The sequence below is a fragment of the Paenibacillus sp. FSL R7-0345 genome (assembly GCF_038595055.1).
Taxonomy (GTDB): Bacteria; Bacillota; Bacilli; order Paenibacillales; family Paenibacillaceae; genus Paenibacillus_AQ.
Genome location: NZ_CP152002.1, coordinates 1972483 through 1989682, shown reverse-complemented (window position 1 = coordinate 1989682; position 17200 = coordinate 1972483). Strand labels below are relative to the sequence as shown.

Sequence of the window (17200 nt, the reverse complement as noted above, 5' to 3'; positions counted from 1 at the left end):
ACTTTTGGGGGTTAGACCATGGAAAGGGAAAGTACGCTGGAGGCGCGCGGAGAAACGTTTTTTCTTAACCTGCGATTCATGCTTATCGTCACTGTATTCGCCGGTAATGCAATCGAGCCGTTAATCAGCAGAATGAACGGCATGCACGGGCTTTATATGTGGATTTTCAGCTTCCATATGCCGCTGTTTGTGCTGGTCACCGGTTATTTCGCCAGGAAGAGCCTTACCGGAGGCGCAGGCCGCAAGGTACTCCTGCAGATCGGTATGCAGTACCTGATTTTTCAGACTCTGTATTCAGCTCTTGACGTATCCCTTTTTCATGTAGACGGCATTCATCATTCCGTATTCGCTCCCTATCTGCTCCTGTGGTTTCTGGCCAGTCATGCCTGCTGGCGTCTACTGATGCTGGGAATGGGCAAGTGGTCCGCACCAGCACAAATAGCATTTGCTGTAGCAGCCGGCGTAGCCGTCGGCTATTTACAGGTAGACGGGGTATGGTTCAGCATCAGCCGCACTTTTGTGTATCTGCCTTATTTCGTAATCGGCTATCATCTCTCTTTCGGCACCTTCACTAAGCTCTACCGCAAAAATATTAAAACAGCCGCAGCCGCTGTCTCCGTACTGCTCCTCGCCGTGCTCGTTCTGGCAAGTCCGGGGCTTCCGCTCGGCTGGCTGTACGGCAATATGACTTATATGCAGCTGGGTGCAACTGAATGGTATGCGGGCATGTACCGTCTGGCGCTGTATGCTGTGCAGATTGCAGCTTCGCTCGCGTTTCTCGGACTCGTGCCTTATGGTGTAAGCCGGATGACGGACTGGGGACGCCGCACGTTGTATGTCTTCCTGCTCCACGGCTTCATTGTCCGGCTGGCTGCTGCTTCCGGGATTTACAGCTACATCGGCAATACGGCCGGAGCCGTTCTGCTCCTGTCCGCAGCCGTCCTCTGCACACTGCTGCTTGCCCGGCCGGCTGTCAAGCGCTGGCTCCACCCGCTGGTTGAACCGCAGGTAGACTGGATGATCAGCCTGCAGCGCGCTGCGCTGCGGCGCACTCCTTAATACACACTGGGCGCATCTCCTGATCCATAAAAGCCCGGCACTGTGAGCGTTATCCGCATCACAAGAGCCGGGCTTTTATGCGTCACTCAAAACCAGTGGCGCTTATTCGGACCTGAGAGTATAATTAATTTTCATGATAATATTTTGCTCGTAATCGCCAAACCCGCGGCCGAACAGGTTAAGCCCGCCCTGATGAACCGCTTCCGGATGAATACCGATCTGCAGCCGTATTTTGGGGCTCTTGGTAATGTTCAGCTCATTAAGGCTAACATCCGACACCTTCTCCCGGTCAAGCGTAGTCTGCTCACGGTTCACATGCCATGTTTTAAGGGATCCGTATTGGGTTGATCCGTCCGGCCACCACTGCGGATTCAGCCGGCCGCGCCGGTCACCGAAATCCCCGGGACTTGTCCACATGCCGATTTCCATACCGTTCACCCGCACAGTAATATCCGAGGGCCAGTCCTGTTCATATCCGGGTGCTTCCGAACACATCTCCATCGACAGCTCAAGCGATGTAATCTCGGCCTGTTCAGGCAGATCCACCGGCAGCAGATATTCAAGATACCCGCGGCGAAGCCAGATAATCCGGGCGTTAATATGCTTGGGATGATAGAAGCTCGACGGTTCGTCTTCCTTAATAATAAGCCCCTCGGCGCTGGCCATTCCGCAGGTGGGCTCCACCTCACAGTCGCTGTAATGGCCGACCGGCATATCTACCTCGTAGACATAAATCTTTTTTAACTCCGGTCCCCGTTGTTCATTCAGGTTAATCTGGATATTGCTGTAGTTGCTGCTGCACAGCTTCATTGCCCCGCGGGAGGCAGGAACAGCGGATGTACGGATCAGTCCGGCTGCCTCCAGCACTTTGACATTGCTCGCCACCGTTGATACGGGAAGCTGCAGCCTGGCGGCTATTTCAATGATATTCAGATCCTCCTTATCAAGCAGCCGGAGCATCTCCACCCTCGAACGTGTTGACAAGGCATGGGTTACCGCAACCAGCCGGTCCGGATCTTCAATGCTTAGCTCCAGCAAAAGTATTCCCTCTCCTTCGACAAAATCAATCTGCTACACCTGTTCATTCGTCATGATTGCCCGGAGAGCGGCCAGCGGCGCTTTCGGTTTTCTGTCATAGGTCAGCATCCCGTTGATCTCCTGCTCTACATCCGTCAGCTGCGTATAGCAGTAGCCCTGAATCACCGGTGAGGTAAACATAGGCCCGACGACCGCCTGCAGCCGGCTCAGAAAATCCGCTTCGTTCTCTGCTCCGGAGTAGCCCCAGCCCTCCTGCTCGCTTTTTTTGAAGGCAATGCCCCCGAACTCCGAGACAAGCAGCGGCTGCCCCTGGTAAGAAGCGCCTCCGACAAAAATCCTGCGGTTCGCCGGCATGGCATTAACAGCCGATTCTGCCGTGGCATATCGCTGCTCCAATACTTCCCGGCGGCTCTCATAATCGTGAATGGTTACCAGGTCCGTTGTCATATGCTCCCAGCCGTCATTATACACCACCGGTCTGGTCCCATCGAGGGATTTGGTCAAATGATACATGGCCAGTCCGTGCTGCTGCTGGCGCTCATCAATCTGCACATTAGGAATCCCCCAGCTCTCATTAAGCGGAACCCAGGCTACAATGCAAGGATGGTTATAGTCACGTTCCATAATCTCCAGCCACTCCTGCGTGAACCTCCGGACATAAGCTTCCGAAAATTCATAAGCATTGGCCGCCTCACTCCAGACCAGCATGCCGAGCTTGTCGCACCAGTACAGGAAACGAGGATCTTCCGTCTTCTGGTGCTTGCGCACACCGTTGAAACCAAGTTCTTTGGCCAGCTCCACATCACGCTGCAAATCGCCGTCAGCAGGAGCAGTCAGAATGCCGTCAGGAAAATACCCCTGGTCAAGCACAAGCCGCTGATAGTAAGGCCTGTTATTAAGACAGAGTTTACCGTCCTCAACCGACACCTTGCGCATCCCGAAATAAGCAGAGACTTCATCTATAACGGTCTCACTGCGGACAAGCTGGAACCGGATATCATATAAATTCGGATGCTCCGGACTCCACAGCCGTCCAAGTCCATGATCATTGAAATCACCCAGCCCGATACTCCGTTGCTGTTCAGCTCCGCTAACTATATATTCCTCTTCGGCAATCCGCTCCTGCTCAAAACAGATCAGAATACGAAGTTTAAGCTTATCTGACGCCTCGTATCCCTTAAGAAACGTGCGGATCCGGACTTCGTTGCGGTCAATATCAGGGGTGAGCATACTTTTGGCCAGATGAACTTCAGACAGCGGTTCAAGCCACACGCTCTGCCAGATTCCGGTCGTACGGGTGTAAAAAATAGATGCGGAATTTTCCAGCCAGTACTGCTTCCCGCGCGGCAGGGTGACATCTCGGCTGAAATCCTCCGCCCGGACCACAACCGTATTATTTCCTTCAGTCAGTACTGCCGTAATATCAGCCTGAAAAGGAGTATGACCGCCTTCATGCACCGCTGCAAGCTGCCCGTTCACCCAAACCTTGGCCAGGTAATCAACAGCTCCGAAATGCAGCACAACCCTTTTGCCGCTCCAGTCTGCAGGAATGCAAAATGTTCTCCGGTACCACACCACATCATGAAAAGAAGGGTCGGCAATCCCGCTCAGCCTGCTCTGAAACGCAAACGGCATCTGAATTGCCCGGGCTGAAAAAGCTTCCGCATCTCCCCGGTACCAGTGTTCATCTTCACCGGCGCGCCCGTCATCAAAGCAAAAATCCCACTGTCCATTGAGGCTCAACCAATCCTTGCGGACAAACTGGGGTCTGGGATATTCCGGACGGGGAATCGATGGTTCTGCTGCTGGTGTACTCAAAATGAGCTTCACTCCCGACTTTATATTTTATTATTACTGATTTTATGTAACAATTAAATGAATAAGAGATTACCTAAACGGGATATCGGTAAATCAACTCAGAGTATAATCCCGGGGACCAAATCTGTCAACGCTTTCAAAATTTATTGTTAAATCTGCAACCCGCTTGTTTATTACAGTATTTTTGTAATTAATTATAAATATTCTGTTTAAGCTGCTTCCTGCAATAAAATACTGACTACACGATCCGTCTTCAAAGACAGAGGAAAGTAGCAGCGGCTGCAGCTTCCATAAAACGACCATATTCTTTCCAGCCGACAAACTTCACACTGTCCGGTAGAAAAAACGGGCCTTTTATGATAGACTCACTAATAACAATGGCACGCTAACCTCTTAGGCAGGATAGTCTGGCCCTGTTAATACGGCATTATTTTTTATAGAAACGGCTCCGCCCTCCTTCTGCAACATGAAGCTGGACCCCGTTATTTCTATAATCCGCAGACACGCAGCTTTCGGGATTGCAATGCGTTAATGCGACACTATATCTGTTCAACAAATTTCGGGAGGGAATGTCAATATGGCAGCCAAGAAAATGCGTTCAGACATGATTAAAAAAGGCTTCGACCGTGCTCCGCACCGCAGTCTCCTGCGTGCAGCCGGAGTTAAAGAGGAGGATTTCGGCAAACCGTTCATCGCGGTCTGTAACTCCTACATTGATATTGTTCCAGGTCATGTGCATCTGCAGGAGTTCGGCAAAATCGTTAAGGAAGCGATCCGCGAAGCCGGCGGCGTTCCTTTTGAATTCAATACAATCGGCGTAGACGACGGTATCGCAATGGGCCACATCGGTATGCGCTATTCGCTGCCAAGCCGTGAGATCATCGCTGACGCACTGGAAACCGTTGTTTCCGCGCACTGGTTCGATGGTATGGTCTGCATTCCCAACTGTGATAAAATCACCCCAGGCATGATGATGGGCGCCCTGCGCGTCAACATCCCGACCATCTTTGTCAGCGGCGGACCGATGAAGGCCGGCGTGGACAGCAAAGGCAATAAGCTTTCTCTGACTTCCGTATTTGAAGGCGTTGGCGCTCACCAGGTCGGCAAGATCAATGATGCCGAGCTGCTTGAGCTTGAACAATTCGGCTGTCCTACCTGCGGTTCCTGTTCCGGTATGTTTACTGCGAACTCCATGAACTGTCTGGCTGAAGCAATGGGTCTTGCCCTTCCGGGTAACGGCACCATCCTTGCCGTAGCCGAAGAACGCAGAGATTTCGTACGCAAATCAGCTACCCAGCTGATGGAGCTGATCAAGCTGGATCTGAAGCCGCGTGATATCGTAACCAAGGAATCCTTGGATAACGCCTTTGCTCTTGATATGGCGATGGGCGGCTCTACCAATACTGTGCTTCACACACTGGCTTTGGCCCAGGAAGCTGAGATCGATTATCCGCTGGAACGTATCAATGAAGTAGCTAACCGCGTACCTTACCTGGCCAAGCTCGCTCCAGCCTCCGACATCTTTATCGAAGATGTTGACCGGGCAGGCGGCGTAAGTGCCGTACTGAACGAGCTGCTCAAGAAACCGGGCGCTATCTTCGGCGACTGTATGACGGTTACCGGCAAGACAATTGCCGAGAATGTCCGCGGCCACGAAATTCTGGATACCAGCGTTATTCATAAACTGGAAAACCCTTATTCCGAGGTAGGCGGACTCGCTGTACTTTACGGCAACCTGGCACCGGAAGGCTCGATCATCAAAGTCGGTGCGGTTGACGCTTCCGTAGGCGGCTACCATAAAGGTCCTGCCATCTGCTTCGATTCGCAGGAAACGGCACTGGAAGGCATCGCTAACGGCAAGGTAAAAGAAGGCCATGTCGTAGTTATCCGTTATGAAGGTCCGAAGGGCGGACCGGGCATGCCGGAAATGCTTGCTCCTACCTCCCAAATCGTCGGCATGGGTCTGGGCGCCAAAGTCGGCCTGATCACCGACGGACGTTTCTCCGGCGCATCCCGCGGGATCAGCATCGGGCACATCTCGCCGGAAGCCGCTGAAGGCGGACCGATCGCGTTCGTTGAAGACGGCGACATCATCGAGCTGGATCTGATCAACCGCAAGATTGAGCTGCTGGTTGACGAGGAAACCCTGGCTACCCGCCGCACCGGCTGGAAAGGCTTCGAGCCTAAGGTCAAAAAAGGCTATCTGGCCCGTTATTCCGCGCTTGTTACCAATGCAAGCAAGGGCGGCGTGCTGAAGATCTAACTGTTCTGCACTCTTAAGAAGAAGACCCAGGCACGTTAAGTGCCTGGGTCTTCTTCTTTTACATTCATTTAGGCATGCTGTCCCTGCCCCCGAGCTTCAATAAAGAACCAAAGACAAAACATAACATTGCTGCAAATAGCAGTGTATAGTACGGAAAAAACAGATATTGCACACTAGGTATCCTCGTACTGGTTCCTAACAGGAACCGAATTCCTGTCAGCACAGATGTTAATCCAGTAAATTCAAAAATGACATCTGGCACGACTTGTACAATACAAAATAATAAAAAAATGACTAGTAAAAAAAGCACACTACTTTTCCGGCTAACTTTATAGCTTCTAAAAGCTAAAACAATCGTACATATTATAATTAATGAATCGATCATAAAAGGCCACCGCAACTCTTCATAAAGATGATATATCATAGTTGTATCAGGTCCGCCTGACAGATCTCGAGTAAAATGTGGAATAATGCTTCTTCTCAGAATAGAATACTCTAATGAGGAAATAGCCAGACAAACGATATGACCAAGAATTAATAAGAAGATTAGCAGATTTAGCTTAAAGATTGATTTATCTTCTGACTCTTCCGTACGTTCCGTTATCATCTTCGATAGTCTCCCACCCATTTGTCGAACTGCTTGTCCAGGCATGATAATTATTTGTGTGTTGTGCAACTTTATAATCATAATAGGTTTTTCCGCCATAGGAACCTGAAGAACTACTCTTGCTTGTAACGAATCCAATATGGTTCCAGTCTCCATCACCCTCAAAGTCTGCAGCGATAAAATCGCCCGCAGCAATGGCTGAACTAAAAGAAGAATGTGATTTGGAGGTATACCCTACCCCCATGTAACGAGCGAACGTATCTGCTACGCTCCATGAAGTCGAGTTGGTATGAATAAGTTGCCCATATTGAGTTACAGTAATTTTATGCCACCAGCCTTTGGAGGCATCCGTGAATACAGACTGGCTAACACCTCCCGCCTCAAGGATTTGCGATGCAAAGTTTGTGCAATCAGATCCAAAAACTGCATAAGCAGTGCTGTTAGGCGTAACCGCGTAGTTAGATGCATAACTAATAGAGGATGACTGATTAGGAATCGAACTTACTGTAGCTAATTGTTTCTGGGCAACTTGCATATTGTTAAAATTGCTTGAGATATCCGAAGTATATGGTAATAAAAGTTCTAATTCGGAGTTATCTATCGCCGCTTTTGCAAAATTATTTCTTGTGACCAATTCAGTAATGGCGTTATTCTTATCCTGGTTCTCATAAATATCAAAGAAACGATTCAACAGGCTATATTGTACAGTTTCTTGTTCAGACATAGACGAGTTCTCAGTGGCATATTGATCCGCAGAGCTTCTATAATCTAACCAGTTATCTGTTGTAAGCTCTCCTAATGCGAATCTTTGGGATAACGTATTTAAAAGCTCTGCAGCTTCTTTATTGATTCCGTCTATGGCACTTTGCTGATTTTGAAAAGTTGGGTAGAGTAATACTTTCTTGTTGTCAATAACTATCATGTTGGTTGTTTTAATAGGACTGATTTTACTTAGTGTGGATTGCGTCATTATTGATTCTGTACTCAACACATTCTCTGCTGAGGCCATGCCGGCACCAGCTGAACAAAGAAGAATAGAAGATAATAACACCGCTGAACCAATTGCATACTTAATTTTCATTTGAATTTCCTCCTATTATTTTAATCATTTAACCAAATAACGTCAAACCCCTGAAGATTACAGAGGGGAGATATACCTATGTGATTGGATTCACAATGAATTCTATCATTTATTTCTCCCAATCAAATAATATATATATTATTATGTTTTTGGGAATGATTTACATGTAAAATAACATTTTACTTATGCGATCAAGCATTTCGTGTAATTGTTCCAAACAATGAAAGGAGGAAATCATTTGTTTAGAGTAGCAATTTGTGTTGATGAACTGCATATATATGAGCAATTAAAGAATCATTTCACCCGATTGTCCTCAGAATATTCTTATCATTATAATATTCAGTTTTTTAAATCTGGAGAGGAATTGATTCATTACTATATAGAAAAAGGAGCGTTTGCTTTTCAAATCCTTATCCTTGACATTGAGATGGACGGTATAAACGGACTCGAAGTTGTAAATAAAATTCGTTTTATTCCGGACCACGATGTACAGATTATGTTTTTGAGCAGTCATCCGAAACATGTCATGGACAGCTTTGATGTTCAAACATTCCAGTATCTGCTCAAGCCCATAGATTACGAATTATTTAAGATAAACATCTTGAAATTGTGCAGCTTTATCCAGAGTTCAACCAATCGATATTTTACTATTAAATCGGAACGAGAGCATCTTGTTCTTAGGAAGACAGATGTTATTGCCATAGTAAAAGTTAAACATTCACTGAAGCAAAATAAGCTCACAGTGATAACAGCGAATCAACAATACATTATAAATGGAACATTATCAAAATATGTAAATACTTTAGATGCAACATTCATGTATATCACCCGCTCAATAATAATTAATTTAGAGCATGTCCGTAGATTCACTTCTTCTTCAGTAATAATGTCTAATAATCAAGAATTTCCTTTAAGTCGTTCCCAGGCCAAAAAAGTAAAGGATTTATTTACTCGCTACACGATGTAGCCATTCTTCTTACTTTATTCATAATTTCTTATCTAAGCGCCATAAATAATATAATTTTCTCTCTTTTTTAGGAAGATCCATCATTGTATAATTTTTACACCACAACAGTTTTACAGCCATAGAATTTGAAGCACTTATCGTATTACCTCAAAAAGACAGAAGCTCCCTCAAGAGTCTCTGTCTTTTTTTGCACGTTATCGGGCAATGCACTTATGTTAAGAAAAATAGCACAGTAGTTTCCACACGTTCAATGCACAACCGTCGCTCCCGGAAGCTCGGCTTCCAGGGCCAGCTCCTCTTCCCTTACCCGCTCACGCGCCTTAACCTGCTTCTGCGGCCGCTGCTGGTTCATCTTATCGAGCAGCTCAGAGACCGGCATCAGCATCATCTTAGGCACCAGTACCTCACTGCGCTCCTTGAGCCGCGCGCCGCCTGCCGGATGAATGACACTGAGCAGGATGCTCAGATAGAACTTGGTCGAACGGGCAAACCAGCCGTCCGGCAGGTCCAGGACCATAAAGCCGAACTTCTCCGGCCCGCGGTTCAGCATACTTACTCCGTACAGCGCCTTGGCTTCTGCCAGATCCACATCTGCGGCAATCCGCTCTGCAAGCACCGGCAGATCCTTTTCCATTCGGCGGATCATCCGGATGGCCAGCTGCGCGGAAGACCGGGAATGCACGCCGAGCTCGAACAGCTGCCGGTTATCGATGTGCAGCTCGATAATCGGGTCCCCTTTAGCCAGGCGTTCACCGTTATCCATCAGCACCGGCTCGCCCTGGTACTTGCGCAGCCGGTAATGCAGAAACGGGTCAGCCGGAGCAATGGTTTTGATCTGGAACAGGAACTGGAAGCATTGCTCCCAGATCAGCCACAGGCCGACAACCAGCCGTTTGGCGAAGGATAGCTGCGAGACCGGGGAGGTCTGCACCTGTCTGATCATCTCATCAATCCGGATACTGCGCAGGCCGCGCCGGCGGGCTTCATCCAGCATCCGTTCAAGAGCAACCAGCATATGCTCCGGTGCTTTCGGATCGGCACCGAGGGTCGTTCCACAGTCATGCAAAAGCATGACTTCGCCCGGACCTAGCTTGTTAAGCAGCTTGCCGGTCAGGCGTTCTGCACCAAGCTTCTCCTTCCAGTCCCCGAACATCGCAGACCACAGGACAATTTGCACCTGCCGGCGCTTCGAAAAGTCGAACAGGTTAACAATCCCCCACGGCGGACGGTAATAGGTGCTCCGCTCACCGGTAATACTGTAAATAATATCATCTGTGCGCTTAATCTGGCGCTTTACGGTTCCGGGCCGCATCAGCCAGTTTGTTTTGTGCACATAATTATGAATGCCGATGAGATGGCCCTCATCATGCATACGCTTGACAATGTCCGGATTCTGCTCAGCATGGGCACCAACGACAAAAAAGGTCGCTTTGGCATCATACTGTTTAAGAAGATCCAGCAGCAGCGGTGTATAAAGCGGGTCAGGCCCGTCGTCAAAGGTCAAGGCAAATTCACTCCGCCCAATCCCTTTGCGGAAGACGCGGTAGCCGAAAATCCGGCTGATCATTCCGGGAATGAAAGCATAAAAAGTAGAAATGTAAAATAACCAGAGCAGCAAAGTCTGCATGTATATTCCCCGCTTTTCCAGAGTTGACTTTGGCTCGTCTTACGGGTACGGCCAAGTAGGGTGACAGATGTCGGACAGATTCCGCAAAAAAAACGTTACCCCCTATTTTAACACAGGTCATAAAGAAAAAGACGCATTTTTATTAAAATCGTGTACAATGAATTCAAGCTAATTTTGTCATTTTCTCTAAAAAGAAACCATTTATCCGGAGCCACGTAAAATCTGCTAAATCTGTGTTTATGAAAAAGGAGTCGTGTTAATCTATGCTGCCGCTGTACAAAAAATATTGGCGAACGTTCTTTGACATCGGGCTGGTCGTACTGACGGTGTATCTGGTTATGCTCGCGTTCAGCAAGCTGTATCAGCTCGCCGCGCCTGTTTTTCTGTCTTTTTTTGTTTTTCTGCTAATTGAGCCGCTGGCCCGCTTCCTTAACCGCAAAGGCCTGGGCAAGCCCTTCGCCTCAGCCATCTCGGTGCTGCTCTTTCTGGTCATTCTGCTGGGTATCCTGTTCGGTGCCGGATTGCTCATCGCTACCCAGGCGCTGCACTTCCAGGACAGCCTGCCGAGGTATACGGCGATTGTCCAGCTTCATTTTACCGAAGCCACTACATATCTCCAGCAGCAGATTGCTGCCCTGCCCGCCGATCTGACGGACAAAATCAACGGCTATTTTACAGATGCCACCAACGTCCTGTCGGGCTGGCTGATCGTTTTCTTTAAGTATATGATCGGAGCGCTTGGTTCCTTCTCTTCCTTTATGGGTAATTTCGGAATTGCGATTATCCTGGCCTTTTTCCTCAGCATGGAGATTAAGGACTGGCGCAAAATTGCCCATGATAAAATGCCCAAGACATTCAAGACCGCTTACGCTTTTGTCCAGGGAAATGTTTTTAAGGCTATTGGATCTTACCTGAAGGCGCAGGCGATTCTCATCGGTATCACCTTTGTCATTGTGCTGGTCGGATTACTCATTCTCCGAACCGGAAATGTGCTCACTATGGCGCTGGTCTGCGCCGTCTTTGACGTGCTGCCGCTGCTGGGTGTATCGACCATTCTGATCCCCTGGATCGTTTACCTGTTTATTGTCGGCAATACTTCCCTGGCCATCGGCCTGATTGTGCTGCTCGCCGTCGTGCTGATTGTAAGACAGCTGCTGGAGCCGAAAATTACCGGTAATTCGATTGGAGTATCCTCCGCTTTTCTGATGCTCTCGTTCGTCATCTTCTCAATGTCAGCCTTCGGTGTTGCCGGACTGATCCTGTCGCCGATCCTGCTCATTCTGATCAAGGAGCTGATCCAGCAGGGATATCTGCAGCGCTGGATCTATCTGCCCCAGGAAGAGTTCATTGTATCTCCGTTCGCGGCATCCGGCACATCAACGGCCGGCGGCCCGGTGTCTGGTGATTCTGCCGCTGAGCCTCAGGCTCCTTCAGAAGATGCCGACAGCAAATTAAAGATCTGACCGAACAGTTTAGTAGCGACATGCTCACTGTCCGGGGCCACATTCTCCACGGCCACAGACACGGCATACCGGGGATGGTCTGCCGGCCCGTAGCCGATAAACCACTGGTTATTTCGCGGCACCCCCTTTACCATTGTCTGGGCCGTCCCGGATTTGCCGGCGACCGGCCACTGCGTGCTGCGCAGACGCTTGCCGGTTCCTTCGGTCACAACCAGCCGCATCCAGGACAGCAGCGTCTGCGAGGTCCCGCGCGAGATGGCGCCTGCGGCTACCGGCGCCAGATGGGCGGGCAGCTCCTGCAGCGTCTGCCCGTTGCGGAAGGCGACGCGCTGCAGAATGCGCGGCGCCCGCACTTCCCCGCCATGCAGCAGCGTCACCACCAGATTCGCCGCCTGCAGCGGCGTCATGGTGACATCCCGCTGGCCAATGGCGGTCTGCACCCTGGCCCCGGCGTCGTCCGGAACCAGGGTGCTGAAGATCCGGCCCGGCTGCTCGCCAGCCAGCGGCCGGAGCACCGGCTGGCCCAGCGTGTCCGCGGCCTGCCAGCCGATGTCTCTGCCCAGACCCAGCGCAAGCGCTGCGGCCTGGAGCTGAGCGCCGCTGAGCCGTTCGGCCAGCGAAGCGAATACGGTATTGCAGGACACGGCGAACCCTTGCGCCAGCGTGAGGGAGCCGTGTTTTTTGCCGTGCGGGCAGGACAGGTGATACCTGCCTACTTCGCCGGAGCAGAAGAACCGCTCATCCGGCGAAGTCACACCGGCCTCCAGCGCTGCGGCGGCGGTAACGATCTTGAAGATTGAGCCGGGAATGGCCGCCTGCAGTGCCCGGTTGTTCCACTCACCGCCTTCAGGCGAGATATGGTCCGGCTCATACAAAGGCAGCGAAACCATCGCTTCAATATCTCCTGACCCGGAGTCCAGTACAACCACCGCTCCTTCTTTTATTCCGGCCTTCACAGCCAGCTTTTCTATCTTCTCCTGCAGCTCTTTATCAATTGTCGTATATACTGAGAGCGGATAATACGGATTCCCTGGCGCTCTGACTTTCAGTGCGCTGCCGGGAAGCCGGTTGCCGCGAGCATCCACCTGCGCATACACTTCCGTATGTCCTACTCCCTGCAGCAGCGGCTCCAGCGTCTTTTCAAGACCGTCCGTTCCGGACAGCGCGACCCGCAGTCCGGTCGGTGACTGCTTCGCGGCCGCAGGGGACAGCTCAGACAGATAACCCAGCCACTGGCGTCCGGAAGCAACCCCGTCATACCTGCGGGCAAACGGCAGCGCGCGCACGTTGCTCATCCCAAGCTGCTCAACCTGCTCCGCCTGATCCGGGGTCAGCGCCAAAGGATCGCGTCCGCCGTCCGCCGGCCAAAGCAGCGGCTCCTTCAGGCCGCTAATCCGGCTATCCAGCTCGCCATAGGTCACCCCAAGTACAGTGGCGAGGCGCTGCAGCTTCGGCTCATCTGCCGCTTCCGATAACTCCTCCTGCGGAAAAAAAGCCGCCGTCCACACCGTCTCCCCGGCAAGCGGCTTGCCGCTGCGGTCATAGAGCCGGCCTCTTCCGCTGTCGAGCACCATCTCCCGCTCACTTTGAATTTCCGCCATTTGAGCCATCGTATATTCTGCTCCGGGAACCTTACGCTCCCTCAGCACCAGCTGAACCCAGGCCAGCCTAAAGATCAAAACTCCAACAAGAGCCGACAATATGAGCAGGCTCCAGACTATCCGCTTATTGATGTGCTTTTGCAAGTTTATTCCCCCCGCTTGCCGCCTGTACCTTAACCGGTCAGGACTTCTGCCTTTATTATGCCCACCTTCCGGATAAATTACATGAATGGCAGCCGAGAAAAAAACCGCACTATCCTGACGGATAATACGGCTGTACATAAACACACTTTATTCTGTTGTTGTAGCTGTAATTATATCTTGAAAAGATCTGTTTCTGCACACTATACAATGAACCTGGACAACCGTTCTTTAAGCCTGAGAGAAGCATTCTCCAGCTTGCCGGACAACTCGACCAGATAGCCGCTCACATTCTGCTGCTCCCCGCTGAGTGAAGCCACCTCCTCGGAAGCCGCTGACGATTCCTCGGCAAACGAGCTGACATTCCCGATTGTCTCCGCCAGTCCCCTTTGGGACTGGCTTAGCACGGTGATGGATTCCGAAACAGAATCCAGGCTGGCAATGAACTGGTTCATCTGCTCCTGCACAGATACGAAAATCCCGCTTGTCTCCCGGACCGAGGCCATCTGCTCCGTGAAGAGCGGCGCAACCTGTGACAAGGCGTTTACAGTCTCATTGATATCTTTGATAATGGTGTCTGTAGTTTCCGCCACAACAGCAATCGAGCGTTTGGACTGGTCGGCCAGCTGGCGGATTTCATCGGCCACCACCATGAATCCGCTGCCCGCCTCGCCTGCCCGGGCCGCTTCTATTGTGGCATTCAGCGACAGAATATTGGTCTGCTGCGTGATGTTCTGCATGACATCCAGCACCTTAATGACTGAAGATGCCGTTTCCTGCAGCCCGTTCACCTTCCGGACCAGTGTACCGGTCATTTCACCGGTGCTTCCTGTTCTGACGAGCAGCTCCTGCAGCTTGGCAACCCCCTCCTGGCTGGATTCCCCGACACTGTGCGCTGTGCTGCTCATCTCCTGCGCAGCGGCAATGACCAGAGCAGTCTGGCCGGATATTTTCTCTGTCATTTCATTGCCCCGGTCGGCCTCCAGCGCCAGGCTGCCTGCTCCCCCGGCAATCTCCTCGGTTGCTGAAGCGATATCCCGGGCCGCCATTGCCGTCTTGCGTGACGCACTTCCCAGCGCATCCGCCGTTTCAAGCACTTCACGCGCCGTTTCATTCGTATGTATAACAAGCTCATTAATCCGTTCCATCATCATATTAAAAGACCCGGAGAGCTGGCCGATCTCGTCCAGTGACGTGACTTGAGTCCGTACCCGGAGATCCCCCTCTGCTCCATGGAACATCAGTGTTTTCAGCCTGTTCAGCGGGCCTGAGACCATCCGGACCATCCAAAACCCGATCAAAACGGCAATAACAGCGGCGGCGGCAACAGCGATATAGGTTGTATTCAGGATACGGCCCGCGTCCCTGGTCAGATTGTCCGAAGGCACTACACCTAGAACTCTCCAGCCCGAGCTCGCCAAAGTACCGTACACTGCCAGGATCGACTTGCCCTGCTCGTCTTTGGTCGGCAGTGAGCCTGAGGCTTGACTCAAGCCGTTAAACAGTGTTCCGCCCAGGCGCAGATATGAATCTGCCTCCTCATGCTGCGAGGTAGCGATAAGCTCGTCTTTACCTGTCAGCAGCTGGATGTAGGAGTCCATGCCCAGGCTAACCTTGCTCAGCTGGCCTTCGATTTCGGCGGTCTTGATGTCGCAGACTGCAATGTACCCTGTGCTCCCCGGGTTAACATTAACCGACTTGGCAAAATGGAACACCCCGGTATTCTCACCCTGTTTTACCGCTTGCGTAATCCATAAACTCTGAGGCTGCTCCTGCAGCTGTCTGAACCAGTCATTACCTCTTATTCCTTCAATAAAAGCGTTATCTTCAATCCCTGAAGCCAGCACCGGAAGGCTCTCATCCAGCGGAATAAGATACACAGCCTCCATATTGCCGGCGGCAGTGAGCCACTGATCCAGCTCAGCCTGAATCCTGGCAGCCGATGTCTCCCGTGTATCGTTGCTGCCGGACACTGTTGCTGCTGCGGACTGGACAGCCTGCACGATTGTTTTGTTGTAGAACAGCTCACCCAGCCTGTCCTCAAAACGCAGCAGAATAACATCCAGCTTCTCTGCCGTCTGCTGCACGGTCTGTTCATTTGCCGCCAGTGCATTGTTTTCAATCGTATGTTTGGCCACGGAATACGAGGTGTAGCCGAGTGACAGAACAATTCCCATAGTAGTGATAAAAAACACCAGGAATAACCGCGTTCCTAATGACCTGGATGGAAGCAGCCTGGATATTCCTTTGCTGCCTGCTCCTGAATTACTCACAAACAATCACCGCCAAATTTTCATTATCTTTTGCACATAACTGCATTTAATCATAATCGATTAGGTCCAGGGACGCTGTGATATTGTTCTATTAGACGTTTGATGTCGATGATTCCTTGAAAAGATCGTTATCTCCATCCTGTTTCATCAGTTTCCCCTCTTGAAATCACTCCTGAAAAGGGTTATAACTAAATTGTATTATTAAATTATCATTTTGTTATTATTATTTAACTAATTATTAATAACAAAATAAATTTGTTATTATTGTTTTATCATAAAATTAGCAAAGCGGGGAGTTGCAAATGTCACGGCTGAATGAATATGTAGCAGGCGTTACCTGGGGCTTTATGGGCAAGCGCGGAACATGGGATACAGAGGCTGCCGGAAACTCAATGGAACTTATGAAATCGGTTACGGGAGCCAATTGGACAGCTATCGCCTTCAGTGCTTTTCAGGCTACTGCCCAGTCTACGGACATCCTTTTCCGGGAAGCGCCGACGGTTACTGATGATGAAGTGCTGTGGGCCATCCGCAAGGCCAAAGCACTCGGCTTAAAGGTCTGTCTGAAACCGATTGTAAACTGCACTGACGGAACATGGCGGGCCCATATTAATTTTTTTGACAAGGATGTTCCCTGTGAGCCTAAATGGTCAGACTGGTTCCGCTCTTATACCGCCTTTATTCTGCATTATGCTGCAATTGCTGAAAAAACCGGCTGCGAGATGTTCTGTATCGGCTGTGAAATGGTGCAAACCGACCGCCGTGAAGCAGAATGGCGCGCACTGATCGATGAAGTACGCAAGGTATACACCGGTGTACTAACCTACAATTGCGACAAGTATCAGGAGGACAATGTGACCTGGTGGGATGCGCTCGATGTGATCTCCTCCAGCGGTTATTATCCTGAAACGGACTGGGAAGTGCAGCTGGACAGAATTGAAGCAGTGGTACAAGTGCACGGCAAGCCCTTCTTCTTCATGGAAGCCGGCTGTCCGAGCCGCAGCGGAAGCGCAGCGATCCCTAATGACTGGTCACTGCCGGGCGTGCCTGATGAGGAAGAGCAAAGCCGGTTCTACCAGGCGATGTTCGGCGCAAGCCAGAAGCGTGACTGGGTGCAGGGCTTCATGCTCTGGGACTGGCCGGCTGAGCTTTACCCTTTGGAAGAGGCTGCAGTCAATGATGATTACTGTATGTACGGCAAGGCGGCTGCACCGGTGATCAAAGAATATTTTACATCCAAAATAAAGAGTCAGGAGTGAATG

11 protein-coding genes are annotated in these 17200 nt (G+C 50.6%); 5 read left to right on the top strand and 6 right to left on the bottom strand.

Annotated elements, in window-relative coordinates:
- The first annotated feature begins 18 nt into the window (after nucleotides 1-18).
- Nucleotides 19-1059: a fucose 4-O-acetylase gene (locus tag NST84_RS08315; protein ID WP_342565129.1), complete on the top strand. Its 1041-nt coding sequence runs from the start codon at nucleotides 19-21 to the stop codon at nucleotides 1057-1059.
- 102 nt (nucleotides 1060-1161) lie between these two features.
- Here the strand turns inward: NST84_RS08315 and NST84_RS08310 are convergent, their stop codons facing one another.
- Nucleotides 1162-2097 (bottom strand): winged helix-turn-helix transcriptional regulator, encoded by a 936-nt coding sequence (locus NST84_RS08310; RefSeq protein WP_342565128.1) that lies wholly within the window; start codon nucleotides 2095-2097, stop codon nucleotides 1162-1164.
- Between the two features lie 33 nt (nucleotides 2098-2130).
- Complete coding sequence (locus tag NST84_RS08305; protein WP_342565127.1) at nucleotides 2131-3915, bottom strand: sugar-binding domain-containing protein; 1785 nt, start codon at nucleotides 3913-3915, stop codon at nucleotides 2131-2133.
- Between the two features lie 577 nt (nucleotides 3916-4492).
- On the opposite strand from NST84_RS08305, the gene ilvD reads away from it, so the two are divergent.
- Entirely contained in the window at nucleotides 4493-6178 is a 1686-nt protein-coding gene (ilvD, locus tag NST84_RS08300; protein ID WP_342565126.1) for a dihydroxy-acid dehydratase, read from the top strand.
- 572 nt (nucleotides 6179-6750) lie between these two features.
- On the opposite strand, the gene NST84_RS08295 is transcribed toward ilvD, so the two are convergent.
- Complete coding sequence (locus NST84_RS08295; protein ID WP_342565125.1) at nucleotides 6751-7866, bottom strand: amidase domain-containing protein; 1116 nt, start codon at nucleotides 7864-7866, stop codon at nucleotides 6751-6753.
- A 238-nt stretch (nucleotides 7867-8104) separates the two neighbouring features.
- On the opposite strand from NST84_RS08295, the gene NST84_RS08290 reads away from it, so the two are divergent.
- Nucleotides 8105-8833 (top strand): LytTR family DNA-binding domain-containing protein, encoded by a 729-nt coding sequence (locus NST84_RS08290; protein WP_342565124.1) that lies wholly within the window; start codon nucleotides 8105-8107, stop codon nucleotides 8831-8833.
- Between the two features lie 247 nt (nucleotides 8834-9080).
- Here NST84_RS08290 and NST84_RS08285 read toward each other — a convergent pair whose 3' ends face one another.
- Nucleotides 9081-10460: a polysaccharide deacetylase family protein gene (locus tag NST84_RS08285; RefSeq protein WP_342565123.1), complete on the bottom strand. Its 1380-nt coding sequence runs from the start codon at nucleotides 10458-10460 to the stop codon at nucleotides 9081-9083.
- 263 nt (nucleotides 10461-10723) lie between these two features.
- On the opposite strand from NST84_RS08285, the gene NST84_RS08280 reads away from it, so the two are divergent.
- On the top strand, nucleotides 10724-11923 hold the full coding sequence (locus tag NST84_RS08280; RefSeq protein WP_342565122.1) for an AI-2E family transporter: 1200 nt from the start codon (nucleotides 10724-10726) through the stop codon (nucleotides 11921-11923).
- Here NST84_RS08280 and NST84_RS08275 read toward each other — a convergent pair.
- Together NST84_RS08275 and NST84_RS08270 are read right to left on the bottom strand one after the other, a co-directional pair.
- Complete coding sequence (locus NST84_RS08275; RefSeq protein WP_342565121.1) at nucleotides 11881-13668, bottom strand: penicillin-binding transpeptidase domain-containing protein; 1788 nt, start codon at nucleotides 13666-13668, stop codon at nucleotides 11881-11883. The two genes, NST84_RS08280 and NST84_RS08275, sit on opposite strands and share 43 nt — an antisense overlap.
- A 200-nt stretch (nucleotides 13669-13868) precedes the next feature.
- Entirely contained in the window at nucleotides 13869-15938 is a 2070-nt protein-coding gene (locus NST84_RS08270) for a methyl-accepting chemotaxis protein (RefSeq protein WP_342565120.1), read from the bottom strand.
- A gap of 302 nt (nucleotides 15939-16240) precedes the next feature.
- Between NST84_RS08270 and NST84_RS08265 the strand changes: the two genes are divergently transcribed.
- Nucleotides 16241-17197, top strand: a complete 957-nt coding sequence (locus tag NST84_RS08265) for a 1,4-beta-xylanase (RefSeq protein WP_342565119.1) — start codon at nucleotides 16241-16243, stop codon at nucleotides 17195-17197.
- The last annotated feature ends 3 nt before the right edge of the window (nucleotides 17198-17200 follow it).